The sequence below is a fragment of the Planctomyces sp. SH-PL62 genome (genome assembly GCF_001610895.1).
Classification (GTDB): domain Bacteria; phylum Planctomycetota; class Planctomycetia; order Isosphaerales; family Isosphaeraceae; genus Paludisphaera.
The window spans coordinates 2,430,423-2,444,423 of sequence record NZ_CP011273.1 but is presented as its reverse complement, the minus strand read 5'-3'; the positions used below and the strand labels follow the sequence as shown (position 1 = coordinate 2,444,423).

The window sequence follows — 14,001 nt, the reverse complement described above, 5'->3', positions numbered from 1 at the left end:
GAGACTCCTCTGACGTCTTGCGACCGGAGCTGCGACGAGCCGGGACCCCAATCGGATCGTTGGGTCGGCCGACGAAGTGAGTGAAGGTAGGGACGAATGCGCCTGCGATCCCGCAAGAACCCATCACCGCATCTCGAGATTTTTCTGGTAGGCGCCCAGCCCGCCCGGTGGACCCGGAGGCGGTCGGCGAACCGATATCGAAGCGGGACGGCCGTGGCGACCGTCGTTTGTGAGAATAGGGGCTTGGCGTCGGATTTATTATGCGCCTATTAAGGCTGCGAGGCAAGCAGGCCGAACAAGATTCTATGTTTTGATGTTCGCACGCATGGATGCTTGCATGGTTGGCTGGCTGCGAGCTTCGAGTGACGCCGTTTTCCCCCTCGGATCCGGGAACACCGCATGGACAGACCCCCGTTAATCGTCTCGGACGGACTGACTAAGGCCTATGGGCCGATTCACGCCCTGCGCGACCTGAGCATGGAGGTTCGTCAGGGAGAGGTTTACGGGCTCCTGGGGCCGAACGGGTCGGGCAAGACGACGACGATCCGGCTCTGGCTGGGTCTGATGAAGCCGACTCGAGGTCGGGCGTCGATCTTCGGGCTCGACTGCTGGCGAGGGGGCCTGCAAGTGCGTCGGCTGGTCTCCTATCTGCCGGGCGAGCTGCGGATGCCGGGCTCGATGTCGGGCCTGGGGGTCCTGAAGTTCCTGAGCGGGCTCCGCGACGGCGAGGGCCTCGACCGGGCGGCGGCGATCGCCGAGAAGGTGATGCGGCTGGACCTCCGGCGCAAGGTGCGGAAGTACTCGACCGGCATGAAGCAGAAGCTGGCCCTGGCGCAGGCCTTCGCCGACCCGGTGGACGTCCTGATCCTGGACGAGCCGACCTCGGCCCTCGACCCCTCGGCGCGGGTCGACGTGATGAACCTGATCCGAGAGGCGAAGGCGCTGGGGCAGACGGTGGTCTTCTCCGGCCACGTCCTCTCGGAGATCGAGGCGGTCTGCGACCGGGTGGCGATCCTCCGTCGGGGCCGCCTCGTCCACGTCGAGGACATGCACGCCCGCCGGCGGCTCCGGATGCTCCTGGTCCGGTTCGCGGGGGACTCTCCCCCCCCTTTCCCCGAGGAGCTGGGGCTCTCGATCCGGAAGCCCGAGGGCGCGGCGCTGCTGCTGGAGCATCGCGGCGAGTTGGGCCCCCTGCTCCGCTGGCTGGCGACCGTCCCGGTCGAGGACCTAGCGATCGGGACCGAGGATCTCCACAGCCTTTACAACGAGTACCACGGCCCCGACGCCGTCGACGAGGAAGAGGACTTCACCCGATGAAGCCGTTCTGGACATTGGTCCGCAAGAACTTCCACGACGTTCGCTGGTCGCTCTTTCTCTCGTCGGCCGCCCTCTTCGGCCTGGGGTGGCTGCTGGTCCACGTCGCGTCGCTCCAGGAGACCCGGATCCGCCAGGCGCTCACCGACGGCAAGGGGTTCAACTGGGTCCGCCAGATGGGCCTGGACGCCGACCCGCCGTCGATCGAGATCATGATGGCGTTCTGGAACCACCCGTTCATCATCCTTCTGGTGTCGATCTGGGCCATCGGCCGGGGGACCAACGCGGTCGGCGCCGAGATCGAGCGCGGCACGCTCGACATGGTGATGTCGCGGCCGGTCTCGCGGTCGACCTACCTCGCGGCGCAGGTTTTGACCTCGACCCTGGGACTGCTGACGATCGCGGCGGCGCTGGCGGCGGGGGCCTACGCGGCGACCTTCTACAACATCTTGAAGTCGCCGCCGCCGTTCTGGCTGCTGATGCGGCCGGCGTTCAACCTGGCGGCCCTGGCGTTCCCGATGTACGGCTACGGGCTGTTTTTTTCGTCGCTCGACATCGTCCGATGGCGGCCGTTGATGATCGCCTCGGTGCTGACCCTGGCCGGGTTCATCGCGCGGGTGATCGCGGTCATCCCGGTGTTCAAGGAGTCGGTTTGGCGGCCCTGGGCCGAACGTGCGTCGCTGTTCACGCTCTATAATCCCGTGGACGCCGTCTCGGAACGCTCCCACTACGATTACGACGTGGCGGTGCTCCTGGGGGTGGGCTCGGCCTTCATCGCGCTGGCGTTCCTGGCGTTCTCCGCGCGCGACCTGCCGGCCAACGCCTGACCCCCGCCGCCGACCATCGAGGAGCCGACCATCGTGAACCCCGTCCTGACCACGGTCGACGCCTTCACGGATCGACCCTTCGCCGGCAATCCGGCGGCCGTCTGCGTGCTCGACGCCCCCGCGCCCGAGGAATGGATGCAGCTCGTCGCCCGCGAGATGAACCTCTCGGAGACCGCCTTCCTGCTCCCGGTCGACGGCGGCCCGCGCCACGGCCTGCGCTGGTTCACCCCGACCGTCGAGGTCGACCTCTGCGGCCACGCGACGCTCGCCGCGGCCCACGTGCTCTGGGAGGAGGGCCGGCTCGCCCCCGACGCGACGGCCGAGTTCGAGACCCGAAGCGGCCGGCTCGCCGCCCGCCGGGTCGACGGCTGGATCGAGCTGGATTTCCCCTCCAAGCCCGTCGATCGTCGGGTCGAGGACCCCGCCGAGCTGGAGGAGATCGCCGCGGCCCTGCGGAGCCCGATCGTCTCGGCCTGGCGGAATCCGTTCGACCTGCTGGTCGAGCTGGCCGACGAGGAGAGCGTGCGCGACCTGGCCCCGGACTTCGGCCGGGTCAAGGCGATCCTCGGCCGGGGGATCATCGCCACGAGCCGATCGTCCGACCCGGCCTTCGACTTCGTCTCCCGCTTCTTCGCCCCCCGAGTCGGCGTGGACGAGGATCCCGTCTGCGGCTCCGCCCACTGCTGCTCCGGCCCCTTCTGGGCCTCCCGCCTGGGCCGCACCGACCTCCGCGCCCGCCAGGTCTCCGCCCGGGGGGGCGTCCTCCGCCTCCGCATCGGCGAAGAGCGCGTCGCCCTCGCCGGCCAGGCGGTGACGACCTTCCGGGGCCAGCTCCAGGGCGCGGCGGGGATCTGACCACGCCGCCGGAATTCCCGAGGATCCTCCGGCCCACCCTTGACCCGGCGGCAGGCATCGGTAATCTCGGAGATGTTGATCATCCCGATGGAATCCCGCCGGCCGACCGAATCGGCCCCCCGCGGGGTTCCCCGAGGCCAGGGCGTCTCCCTCGCGCCCCGCCCTCCCACCGGCTCGATCCACTCCAGTACTCAGTACGAAGGGCAAGTGCGGGCAAGCCGCATCAAGCCCTGGAGAGGCATGCCATGAACGCGATCCAGCGGGCAGACCCAGCAACCACCACCGTACCCTCGTCTCGAGACCGGCGCCGACGAGGCGGAAAGACCCGCCTCCGCGCCCGCTGCGAGCTGCTCGAAGCCCGGGCGCTCCTCAGCCTGTTCCCGGGCGTTCGGGACTATCCCGTGGGGGTCCTGAACACGGCGGCGGCGGTGGGGGATTTCAACCGCGACGGCCGCCTGGATCTCGCCGTCGCGGGCCGTGCGGGCGTCTCCGTGCTCCCCGGCCTGGGCGACGGCGGTTTCGGGTCCGAGGCGAGGTTCAGTCCCGGCGGCGGCGCGGTGAGCCTCGCCGTCGCGGACTTCAATCGCGACGGCTTCCTCGACGTCGTCACGGCCAATTCGTTCCCCGACGGCGTCGGCGTGCTCCTGGGCGACGGCTCGGGTTCGTTCCTGCCGGCTTCAACCTTCGCGGTCGGCGGCGGGCCCGCCTCGATCGCTGTGGCCGACGTCGACGGCGACGGCAAGCTCGACGTGGTCACAGCCGACGCCGCCTCCAGCACGGTGAGCGTCCTGCGGGGCGACGGCCTCGGATCGTTCGCGCCGGCCGTCTCGTCGCCGGCGGGGGTCCGGCCGGTCGCGGTGGCCGCGGCCGATCTCGATGGCGACGGGCGGGCGGAGCTGATTGTGGCCGACCCCGGCGGCGGGGTGGTTCGAATCCTCCGCGGCGACGGGTCAGGCTCCTTCGTCGAGGCCGCGGCCTTCGCCGTCGGTTCCGATCCGTCGGCGGTCGCCGTGGGCGATCTCGACGGCGACGGACGGCTCGACCTCGCCGTCGCCGACCGTGGCGCCGACGCCGTCGTCGTCCTGTACGCGCGGCCCGACGGCTCCTACCGGGCCGGTCGAAAGACGGCGGCGGGCCCGCAGCCGAGCTCGATGGCGCTGGCGGACCTGGACGGCGACGGGCGTCTCGACATCGCCGTCGCCGCCTCCGGCGACTGGTCGCTGGTCGGAAAGACCATCACCCCGACCCCGTCGTCGACCGGCGGTATGACCGTGCTGTTGAACCGGCGTCGGGGCGGGTTCACGCGCGTCCGTCCCGAGCTCCCGACGGGTGCGGACGCGCGGGGGATCGTGGTAGGGGACTTCAACAACGACGGGCTCCCCGACCTCGCCACCGCGAACTGGTACGGCTACAACGCCAGCGTGGCCCTGGCGCAAGGACCGGGGAGATACCCTGCCTCCCCGTCCTACGCCGCCGGCGCCACGCCCGGGCGGCTCGCCACCGGCTCGATCTTCCGCCGCGGCGGGGCGGATCTCGTGGCCGCCGACCCGACCGACCGGCGCGTCGGTTTGGTGCGCAACCTGGGCGGGGGGCGTTTCGCCCGACCTCGGACGCTCGACGTCGGCGTCGAGCCGTTTGCGATCGCGCTGGGTGATCTCGACGGGCGCGGCTGGGACGCGATCCTCGCCGTCGGGATCGAGGGGGAGGACGGCCGCTTGACCGTCCGCCAGGGCCTCGGCCACGGACGGTTCGGCCCCGTCCGGTCCTACGCGGTGGGGGGCCTTCCCCGAGCGGTCGCGGTCGGCGACCTCGACGGCGACGGCCGGGACGACGTCGTCACGGCGAACAGCGGGAGCGGCGACCTGAGCATCCTGCTGAACGTCGGCCGGGGCCGGCTCGCGATCGCCGGAAGCGTCGACGCCGGGCGATTTCCCGCCTATCTCGGGCTCGGCGACCTCGACGGCGACGGCAAGCTCGATGCCGTGGTCGCAAGCAGCCTGGGCGGCGAGGTCCTCGTCCTAAGAGGCCGCGGCGACGGCTCGTTCGACCCGGCCCGGGCCTTCCCGGCCCCCCAATTCCTCCAGGGGATCGCGCTGGCGGACATGAACGTCGACGGGCGGCTCGACGTCGTCCTCAGCGGGACTTCGCCCGCGCTCAGCGTGCTCGACAACGAAGGCGGCGGCGAACTGTCCGCGGCCGTGGGCTATGCCGCGCCGGATTGGAACGGCGGGAACCTCGTCGTGGCCGACTTCGACGCCGACGGGCGGCCCGACGTGGTCATGACGCAGGCGCGAGGTCAGATCGCGGCCTACGTCGGAGCCGGGACGCTCCATTACGACGCCACCTACGCCGTCGCCCCCTTCATCGGAAGCCTGGTCGCCGGGCCGTTCTTCGGACCCGGTCGGACCGACCTGGCCGTCGGCGACGCCCTGGGCGACCTGATCTACCTGTTCCCGGGGCGGGCTCCCGCGCCCGCGCCCCGGCGATTCCGCTGAACCGGGCCCGACGCCTCGCTCAGGCGAACTCGAGCGCCTGGGCGAGGTCTTCCACGTCTTCGAGGCCGACGGAGACGCCGGCGTCGCCCGATTTCCCGAGTCGCGGCCGAGTGGGGCGAGCCGCCGGGAGCCGGGGTGCGACTGTTTCTCCCACGGGAGCCAATAACAAAAATTGCTAAATTTCGTTATTCGTGCTAGGCTCGGGACATCGCGAACCGTGGAGAAGGAGCCGACCCCATGAACGTCTCGCTGACCCCCGAGCTTGAAAAGTACGTGGACTCCAAGGTCCGGAGCGGGATGTACCACACCGCCAGCGAGGTCGTTCGCGAAGGTCTGAGGCTCCTCAAGGAGCGGGAGGAGCTTCATCAGCAGAAGCTCGTCGACCTTCGGGCCGCCGTCCAGGTCGGGATCGACCAGGCCGATCGGGGAGACGTCGTTCCGCTCACCCGGGAGCTCATCGAGGACGTGAAGCGTCGCGGCCGGGAACGCCAGGCGGACCGCAAATCCGGGCGGAAGTCGTGAACGAACCGGTTATCTCGCGCGAGGCACTCGCCGACCTCGATGAGGCCTGGGAGTACCTCGCGCGTCGGAATCCCAACACCGCCGACCGTCTCCTCGACCGCTTCTTCGCCGCGGCCCGGATGCACGCTCAATTCCCGCTCATGGGACCGTCTCGCGACGACATCTCACCTGGCTTGCGATGTTTCACCGCTCGTCCTTACGTCGCGTTCTATCGCGTCGAGGGCGAGAACATCGTCGTGCTTCGGGTCCTGCACGGCAGGCGGGACCTGAAGCGGGTCATGCGGAGCCAGCCCGACCCTCCGTCGTAATCGCCCACTTCGAAACGGGGTGGCGGGGATCGACTCCGACTCTCAGGCGAACTCGAGCGCCTGGGCGAGGTCTTCCCAGAGGTCTTCGACGTCTTCGAGGCCGACGGAGACGCGGATGAGGCCCGGGGTGACGCCGAGGCGTCCCAGGACGGCGGGGTCCTGGCCGCGGTGGCTGGTGGTGCAGGGGTGGCTGACGGTCGTCTGGGCGTCGCCCAGGCTGGGGGCGAAGGGGATGGCGCGGAGGCCGCGGATGATGCGGTCGGCCTGCTCGCGGCCCCCGGCGTCGAACGAGATCATGGCGCCGAAGCCGCCGGAGAACTGTCGCTTCGCCAGGGTGTGGTCGGGGTGGGAGGGGAGGCCCGGATACGAGGTCCGGAGCACCTTGGGGTGGACTTCGAGGCGGCGGGCCAGCTCCAGGGCGGTCCGCGAGGTCCGCTCGACCCGGAGCGGCAGCGTGACGGCCCCGCGCATCGCCAGCCAGCAGTCGAACGCGCTTCCGGTCTGGCCGAAGGTCGAGGCGACGGCGTGGATCCGGTCGATCAGCTCGCGAGGTCCGACGACCGCGCCCAGGGTCACGTCGGCGTGGCCGCCGATCAGCTTGGTCAGGGAGTGGACGACCAGCGTGGTCCCCATCGCGATCGGCTTGCAGAGCAGCGGGGCGAACGTGTGGTCGATCAGGAGGGGGACGTCGGCCTCGCGGGCGACGGCGCCGATCCCTTCCAGGTCGCAGACGCGGAGCAAGGGGTTGGAGAGGGTCTCGGCCACGACTAGGCGGGCGTCGGGGGCGTCGGCGAGCGCCCGGCGGAGCGTCTCGGGCTTCGACGGGTCGAACAGGTCGTGGGTGACGCCGAACCGGGCCAGCTCGCGGGCGATGAGGGTGGTGGTCTTGCCGTAGAGTTCCTCGGAGACGAGGATGCGGCCCCCCTGCTCCGCCAGGGTCAGGACCGAGGCGGCGATCGCCCCCATGCCCGAGGCGCAGACGACGCCGGCTTCGGCCCGTTCCAGCTTCGCGAGCTTGTCGGCGAGCTGCGCGGCGTTGGGGTGGCCGTCGCGGGCGTAGAAGAAGCCGTCGGCCCGGCCTTCGAACAGGGCGTCGACCTCGTCGAGCCCGGCGATCCGGTAGACCGAGCTGAGCTGGATCGGCGGCGCGAGCGGCTCGCTGATCGAGCGGGGGGATTCGGGCGCGCGGGCGCATCGGGTCGCGTCGGAGGCGGAGGCGTCGTGGGGCATCGCGGGGTCCGTCGGTTGCGAGGGTCCGGTCCGGGCCGGTCCGGGCCGCTCAGGTGGCGGCGTGCTTGCGATGGAACCGACCGGCCTGGCCGAGCATCGAGGCCATCTCGCCGATCTCGCGGAGCATCACCCAGGAGTTGGCGGCGGCCTGGGCCTCGGCGAACTTGCGGCGGTGGTCGGAGAGCCGCGTCCAGTCGACCGACCAGGCCTGCGAGATGGCCGTCTCGCGGACGTCCTCGACGAGCTGGGAGAGCGTGTCGACCAGGCGTTCGTCGATGGCGCATTCGGCCGAGCGGTAGCGGTGCTCGTCCTCGGGGGCCAGCGGCTGGATCGGCTTGGGGGCGGTGAAGCGCTCCACCAGCCGATCCTTCCAGGACTTCGCGACGCCGTTGGCGGCCGATTTCTTGGGGGCGTCCCGCTGGTCGGTCTCGCCGGATTCGGGGTCGACCCACGGGCCGATCCGGACGATCTGGACCGTGATGTTGTCGAGTCCGCCGCGGAGGTTGGCCAGGTGGACGAGGTACCGGCAAGCGTCGCGGGGGTGGAAGTTGGCGGCGAAGGCGCCCAGCTCTGGGTCGGTCACGGGCCCGGAGAGGCCGTCGGAACAAAGCAGGTAGACGTCGCCCTGACGGACGGCCAGGGGGCCTTCCACGTCGACGTCGACCTCGGCCGGGCCCAGGCTCCGTGTGATGACGTTCTTGGGGATCGAGACGTTCGCCTGCTCGGACGTCAGGTGGTTGCGGCGGACGAGCTCCCAGACCAGGCTGTGGTCGAACGAGAGCTGGTCGATGCGGCCCTCGCGGGCGCGGTACACCCGCGAGTCGCCGACGTGGGCGACCAGCGCCCCTTCGGGCAGGAGCAGGAGCGACGAGCAGGTGGTCCCCATGCCTTCAAAATCGCGGTTGGCGGCGGCCCGGACGTGGATCTGGGCGCTGACGTCGCGGAAGGCCTTGGCGATGGCCTCGTCCGCCGCGCCGGCCTTGGCCTTCATGTAGTTGTGGGGGATCAGGTCGCAGGCCATCTTGCTGGCCAGTTCGCCGGCGGCGTGCGCGCCCATGCCGTCGGCGACCATGAACAGGTGCCCGCGCCGCCGCCAGGTCTCGCGGTTGGTCGCGCGGACCGAGGCGTGGCTGTCCTGGTTGTTCTGACGACGCATCCCGGTGTCGGAAGCCGAGGCGTCGATGATGATGTCGTCCCAGTTCACAGTCCGACCTTGTGGAAGGAGGTCTCGGCGGGCGGCCCAACTCGGAAACCCCGACTCGGGAGCGGTTCGCCTCCCGGCGACGGCCACAGCGTCGCGGGTCCGGCGTCGTCCCCGAGATGCTTGCGTGAATCGACCCCACCGCGATGGCAATTCCTCGCCCACGCTGAATTGTAACCGTTCGACCGGCCGACCCCCAGCGGGCTCCCCTGATTTTCGGCCGGGCTCGGCGGGCGGACCCACTCTGACAACCTTAGTCGGAAGCGATCATGGTCGGCAAGCCCGCCCCCCCGAGGGCGTGCGACGGTCCTCCCCGCCCGGACCGACCATCCGCGTCGCTCGCAGAAGGTATTACTGACCCCCTACCCGACTTGTGACCGGCCGAAGCGAGCCGGGCGAGATGTCGTTGGCCTGCCCGCGGGTCGCGGAAAACGCTAAGGTGGACCGAGGCGGGCCTCCCGTGATCTCCCGGACCCCGCGCCGGACGGCGGGACCGACGCCTCACCGGCTTCAGGTTCAGCTTCGGCCAGCCTGGCTTCCTTCCCAAACGATGCGAGCCCCTCCGCGATGAGCGAGACGCCGACTCCCCCGCCGTTCGAATATCGGAAGCAGACGCTCGCCAATGGACTGGACGTGATCGCCAGGCGGCGGCCGGGGCTCCCGCTCGTCGCCGTCAACCTCTGGTATCACGTCGGCTCGAAGGACGAGGAGCGCAACCAGCGCGGCTTCGCCCACCTGTTCGAGCACATCATGTTCGAGGGCTCCGAGAACTATCCCGGCGACTTCTTCAAGCACCTGCAGCCGATGGGGGCGAGCATCAACGGCTCGACCTCCACCGACCGGACCAACTATTACGTGGACATCCCCGCCGCCCACGCCGAGCGGGTGTTCGCGATGGAGTCCGACCGGATGGGCTGGCTGATCCCGGCCCTCGACGACAAGAAGCTGAACGTCCAGCGCGACGTGGTCAAGAACGAGTACCGGCAGAACTACGCCAACCGCCCCTACGGGCAGGCCTGGCGGATTTTGTCCGAGGCCCTCTATCCGCCCCAGCATCCTTACAGCTGGATGACGATCGGCGTGATGGAGGACCTCGACTCGGCGTCGCGCGACGACGTCGCCGCGTTCTTCCAGCGCTATTACGTCCCGGCCAACGCCAGCCTGGCGGTCGTGGGGGATCTGCCCGAGGACGAGATCTTCGCGATGGCCGAGCGCTACTTCGGAGCGATCCCCGGCGGCTCGAAGGCGCTTCGGCCCTGGACGCCCCCGGTCGCCCTGGCCGAGCCCGTCGAGCTGGAGCTGCGCGAGCGGGTGGAGCTGGATCGCGCCTACATGATCTGGCACACGGTCCCCCAGTTCGACCACGACGACGCCGCGCTGGGACTGCTGGGGGACGTGCTGGGCCGTGGGCGTTCCAGCCGGCTCTACAAGGAGCTGGTGCTGGAGCGTCAGTGGGCGCAGGACGTTTCGGCGTTCCAGTCCGGCCGCGAGCTGGGGGGGACGTTCGGCCTGGTGGCGACCCTCCGCCCCGGGCGGTCGACGGCCGACGTCCGCCGGGCGTTGCTCGACGCGGTCGAGGCGATCGCACGCGACGGCGTGACCGAGGAGGAGCTGGGGCGGGTGAAGACCATGAAGGCGTCGGCCTTCCTGTTCGCCCTGGAGCACGCGGGGGGCTTCGGCGGCGTGGCCGACCGGCTCAACGCCTACAACGTCTACCGGGGCGATCCGTCCCTGATCACGACCGACCTGGAGCGGTTCCTCCGCGCGACGCCCGAGGACCTCCGCGCCGCGGCCGTCGAGTACCTGGACTGTCGGCCGTTCGTGGGCCTCTCGATCCACGGCCGCAAGCCGAGCGCCGTCGTCGATCTCGACCGCGCGACTCCCCCGGCGGCCCGGACCCCGGCCTCGTTCCGCGCGCCGACCCCGGAGGTCTTCGCGCTTTCCAACGGCGTCCCCGTCTGGGTCCTCCCCAAGCGCGACCTGCCGACGATTTCGATGACCGTGGCGATCCGGGGGGGGGCCGGGCTCCAGCCCGTCGACCGGCCGGGGCTGGCGCAACTGGCCGTCGGGATGCTCGACGAGGGGACGCGGTCGCGGTCGGCCGCCGCGATCGCCGAGCGGGTGGAGTCGATGGGGGCCTCGCTGTCGGCCTCCAGCGGCTGGGACGGCGCGTTCGTCTCCATCCGATGCTTGAAGGGGGTGCTCGACGGGACGCTCGACCTGGCCGTCGACGTGCTCCGCGAGCCGACGTTCCCGGCCGACGAGTGGGACCGCCTCCGTGGGCAGACCGTCGCCGCCCTCCGCGCCGAGCGCGACGGCGCCGACGCCCGCTGCCACCGGGCGCTGATGAAGGCCCTCTATCCTGAGGATCACGCCTATCGGCACCCGCTCGACGGCGTGGAGTCGGTCGTCGCCGGGCTGGGGCGTGAGGAGGCCGTCGCCTTCCACGGCCGCAACCTCGGCCCCGCGCGGGCCGGCGTGGTCGTGGCCGGCGACGTCGAGCCCGACGCGATCCTGGCGATGCTGGAAGCCCGCCTCGGCGACTGGCGGGGCGACGCCCCCCCGCCCCGACCTTCGCGCCGCCGTCCCGAGGGAGTCGGCCCCGGATCCTGCTCTTGAATCGTCCCAACGCCCCGCAGGCCGTCGTCCGGCTCGGCCACGTCGGGATCGCCCGCGACGACCCGGACTACGACCGCCTGATGCTGTTCAATCAGGTCCTCGGCGGCCAGTTCACGTCGCGGCTGAACGAGAAGCTCCGCGAGGAGCGCGGGTTCACCTACGGCGTCCGCAGCAGCTTCGACGGCCGCCGCGGCGCGGGGCCGTTCGCCGTCGCCGCGTCGCTCCAGGCCGACAAGCTGGACGTGGCGCTGGACGACGTCCGCCACGAACTCGAGGCCCTGCTCGGCGACAAGCCGCCGCGCCAGAGCGAGATCGACGACGCCCGGCGCTCGCTGATCGAGGGCCAGTCCCGCCACTTCGAGACCCCCTCGGCCCTGGTGAACCGCTACGCCAACGTCTTCATCCACGGCTTCCCGATCGACCACCTGGCGACGTTCCCCGAGCGGATCGCCGCCGTCGACCTGGCCTCCGTCATCGACGCCTCGCGCCGGAGGATCGACCCCCAGGCCCTCGTCGCCGTCGTCGTCGCCGACGCCGAACAGACCCGCCCCCTCCTCGAATCACTGACCTGGGCGGACCTGGAGCTGATCGAGGATTGACCCCGCCGAGCCGGTCGCCCCTCGACCCGGGCGACCGGCTCATGTCGCGAAAAAACCACGCTCCTTTGAAAAAAGCGCGCGATCGGTTCGGGACTCGCTTGTTTTCGCTCGAACCGTCGGCTGAAATCGCCGCGGCGAATTTTCCGATGCGTGATCTCAAGATGAGTTGAATCGGTCGGCCCGGGCGCCGTGGCCCGGAGATGGGGATTGAATATGTCTTTGCGAATCGCGATCAAGCCGCTGATGGCGGCGTCGCTCCTGTGCGCGCTGGCGGGGCGGGCTGATGCGGGGAACGTCCTCTGGTACAACGGGGACAATCCGGACATCGGCGGGGCGACGGTGAATGAGGTGGCGCCCAACATCGGGTCGTTGAACACCTATGACGATTTCATCGTCACGGATTCGGCCGGCTGGACCATCGAGCGGATCTGGTCCAACAATCAGATCAAGGTCACCGGGGTCACCGAGGCGAGCTGGTCGATCCGCACGGGCGTCTCGCCGGGAAACGGCGGGACGATCGTCGCCAGCGGGACCTCGGCTGCAACCCAGGTTGCGACCGGTCGGACGGGGGGCGTCACCGGCTACCTCGAATACACGATCGAGGTCGCGGGGTTGAGCATCTACCTCGATCCCGGCACCTACTGGCTGTCGGTTTCCCCGCTCGTCGAGCGTGACCCGGCGGGCGATTTCGGGGGCGTGTATCTGGCCTACAATTCCGCCACGTTGGGGGATAACGCCGTTGGGACGCCTCCCGGGACCGGCGACGACGGGCTGTTCAACTCCGCTTTCCTCAGCCACAACTTCGCGGCCTTCGGGAACAACTACTCGATGGGGGTCGCGGGCGTCGTCGGTGGGGCGTCCGTCCCGGAACCTTCGGCGGGTTGGCTGCTCGCGATCGCGCTGCCGGCCGTCGTCGGGCTCGGCCGTCGCGCGGGGGGGCCGGCCGGCCGATGATCGAGGCGTGAGCTTCGGACCGAAAGCGGCGCCGCCCGGGATCAGGCGGCACCGCCGGGTCATACGTCATGGCTTCGATGACTCGCCTTTGCGGAGCGGTCTCGGGTGCCACGGGTTCGTCCCCGAACCCGTGCCGCAAAGCTTCGGATGAACAGGTTCGGGGACGAACCCGTGGCACCCGAGGGTCGGTGAACGAGGCGATTTGGTATCACTCGCGGTCCTTGGCCGGCTTCAGATGTTCGTCGAAGAACCCGATCACCAGGGCGCGCAGGTCGCGTTGGCGGGGGCGGAGGGCGAAGCTGTGGGGGGCGCCCTCGACGATGACGAGCTGGTGGGGCACGCCGACTTCCTGGAGCTTCGCGGCGAGTCGTTCCGAGTGGAAGAGGGGCGTGGTCGTGTCGGCCGTGCCGTGGAGGAGGAGGATCGGCGGGTCGTCCTTCGTGACGTGGGCGATGGGGGCGGCGAGCCGGTAGAGGTCGGGGGACTCGCTCATCCGGGCGGGGAACATGGCGTGGTCGCCGTCGAAGCCGGCGGCCATGTGGGCGTACATCGGCGCGGCGGCCTGGATGCGGGTGGAGACGTCGGGGTCTTCCTCGGGCTCGAAGCCGTCGTCGGGGCCGGTCAGGGCGAGCATCGCCGTCAGGTGACCCCCAGCCGAGCCGCCGATGGCGCCGATCCGATCGGCGTCGACGTGGTATTCCTCGGCGTGTTTGCGGAGCCATTGCACGGCGCGTTTGCAGTCCTTCAGGTTGCCCGGCCAGGTGGGGCTCCCCTTCTTCGCGAGCGCGTAGTCGATGCTGACGCAGACGTAGCCGTGCTGGGCGAGCGTCGTGCCGATCTCGATCTCGCGCCTCGCCCCCTTGTCGCCGCCGGTCCAGCCGCCGCCGTGGATGATGACGATCCCCGGCCGCTCCTCGCCGTCTTTCGGGTCGGCCGCGGGGAGGTACAGGTCGAGCTTCTCGGCGCGGTCGGGGCCGAGGTAGGGGATGTCCTTGCGGACGACGACGTCGTCGGCCCACGCGGCGGCCGAGAGGACGAGGAGCAGGAGCGTCGAGGGCATGGGGGCGTCTCCGTCGC

General features: G+C 70.4%; 12 protein-coding genes. 9 read left to right on the top strand and 3 right to left on the bottom strand.

Annotated features, from left to right (window positions below):
- The first annotated feature begins 399 nt into the window (after window positions 1-399).
- The 6 genes from VT85_RS09430 to VT85_RS09405 all read left to right on the top strand — a co-directional run bounded on the left by VT85_RS09430 (window position 400) and on the right by VT85_RS09405 (window position 6,321).
- A complete protein-coding gene (locus tag VT85_RS09430; RefSeq protein WP_068413791.1) occupies window positions 400-1,317 on the top strand; it encodes an ABC transporter ATP-binding protein in 918 nt (305 codons plus the stop codon).
- Entirely contained in the window at window positions 1,314-2,141 is an 828-nt protein-coding gene (locus VT85_RS09425; protein ID WP_068413784.1) for an ABC transporter permease subunit, read from the top strand. Before VT85_RS09430 ends, VT85_RS09425 begins: the two co-directional genes overlap by 4 nt.
- Before the next feature lie 33 nt (window positions 2,142-2,174).
- Window positions 2,175-2,996 (top strand): PhzF family phenazine biosynthesis protein, encoded by an 822-nt coding sequence (locus VT85_RS09420; RefSeq protein WP_068413776.1) that lies wholly within the window; start codon window positions 2,175-2,177, stop codon window positions 2,994-2,996.
- 245 nt (window positions 2,997-3,241) lie between these two features.
- Complete coding sequence (locus VT85_RS09415) at window positions 3,242-5,491, top strand: FG-GAP repeat domain-containing protein (protein ID WP_068413775.1); 2,250 nt, start codon at window positions 3,242-3,244, stop codon at window positions 5,489-5,491.
- Between the two features lie 237 nt (window positions 5,492-5,728).
- The gene (locus VT85_RS09410; protein WP_068413772.1) at window positions 5,729-6,013 is read left to right on the top strand and encodes a type II toxin-antitoxin system ParD family antitoxin; all 285 of its coding nucleotides are present in this window, start codon (window positions 5,729-5,731) and stop codon (window positions 6,011-6,013) included.
- A complete protein-coding gene (locus VT85_RS09405; RefSeq protein WP_068413769.1) occupies window positions 6,010-6,321 on the top strand; it encodes a type II toxin-antitoxin system RelE/ParE family toxin in 312 nt (103 codons plus the stop codon). Before VT85_RS09410 ends, VT85_RS09405 begins: the two co-directional genes overlap by 4 nt.
- 42 nt (window positions 6,322-6,363) lie before the next feature.
- Here VT85_RS09405 and VT85_RS09400 read toward each other — a convergent pair whose 3' ends face one another.
- Entirely contained in the window at window positions 6,364-7,551 is a 1,188-nt protein-coding gene (locus VT85_RS09400; RefSeq protein ID WP_068413766.1) for a trans-sulfuration enzyme family protein, read from the bottom strand.
- A gap of 49 nt (window positions 7,552-7,600) precedes the next feature.
- A complete protein-coding gene (locus VT85_RS09395) occupies window positions 7,601-8,755 on the bottom strand; it encodes a PP2C family protein-serine/threonine phosphatase (RefSeq protein WP_068413762.1) in 1,155 nt (384 codons plus the stop codon).
- A 564-nt stretch (window positions 8,756-9,319) separates the two neighbouring features.
- Between VT85_RS09395 and VT85_RS09390 the strand changes: the two genes are divergently transcribed.
- The 3 genes from VT85_RS09390 (at window position 9,320) to VT85_RS09380 (ending at window position 12,924) form a co-directional block, all read left to right on the top strand.
- Window positions 9,320-11,371: a M16 family metallopeptidase gene (locus VT85_RS09390; protein WP_068413759.1), complete on the top strand. Its 2,052-nt coding sequence runs from the start codon at window positions 9,320-9,322 to the stop codon at window positions 11,369-11,371.
- Entirely contained in the window at window positions 11,368-11,970 is a 603-nt protein-coding gene (locus tag VT85_RS09385) for a M16 family metallopeptidase (protein WP_068413756.1), read from the top strand. The genes VT85_RS09390 and VT85_RS09385 overlap by 4 nt, the downstream gene beginning before the upstream one ends.
- Before the next feature lie 213 nt (window positions 11,971-12,183).
- A complete protein-coding gene (locus VT85_RS09380) occupies window positions 12,184-12,924 on the top strand; it encodes a hypothetical protein (RefSeq protein WP_156512772.1) in 741 nt (246 codons plus the stop codon).
- Between the two features lie 208 nt (window positions 12,925-13,132).
- On the opposite strand, the gene VT85_RS09375 is transcribed toward VT85_RS09380, so the two are convergent.
- Window positions 13,133-13,984, bottom strand: coding sequence for an alpha/beta hydrolase (locus VT85_RS09375; protein ID WP_068413749.1), 852 nt, complete (start codon window positions 13,982-13,984; stop codon window positions 13,133-13,135).
- Window positions 13,985-14,001 lie beyond the last annotated feature (17 nt).

Excerpts from the sequence above, each read along its gene's own strand:
- VT85_RS09390 (WP_068413759.1), top strand. The coding sequence starts at position 9,320 with ATGAGCGAGACGCCGACTCCCCCGCCGTTCGAATATCGGAAGCAGACG.
- VT85_RS09380 (WP_156512772.1), top strand. The coding sequence starts at position 12,184 with ATGTCTTTGCGAATCGCGATCAAGCCGCTGATGGCGGCGTCGCTCCTG.
- VT85_RS09415 (WP_068413775.1), top strand. The coding sequence starts at position 3,242 with ATGAACGCGATCCAGCGGGCAGACCCAGCAACCACCACCGTACCCTCG.
- VT85_RS09375 (WP_068413749.1), bottom strand. The coding sequence starts at position 13,984 with ATGCCCTCGACGCTCCTGCTCCTCGTCCTCTCGGCCGCCGCGTGGGCC.
- VT85_RS09410 (WP_068413772.1), top strand. The coding sequence starts at position 5,729 with ATGAACGTCTCGCTGACCCCCGAGCTTGAAAAGTACGTGGACTCCAAG.
- VT85_RS09425 (WP_068413784.1), top strand. The coding sequence starts at position 1,314 with ATGAAGCCGTTCTGGACATTGGTCCGCAAGAACTTCCACGACGTTCGC.
- VT85_RS09430 (WP_068413791.1), top strand. The coding sequence starts at position 400 with ATGGACAGACCCCCGTTAATCGTCTCGGACGGACTGACTAAGGCCTAT.
- VT85_RS09400 (WP_068413766.1), bottom strand. The coding sequence starts at position 7,551 with ATGCCCCACGACGCCTCCGCCTCCGACGCGACCCGATGCGCCCGCGCG.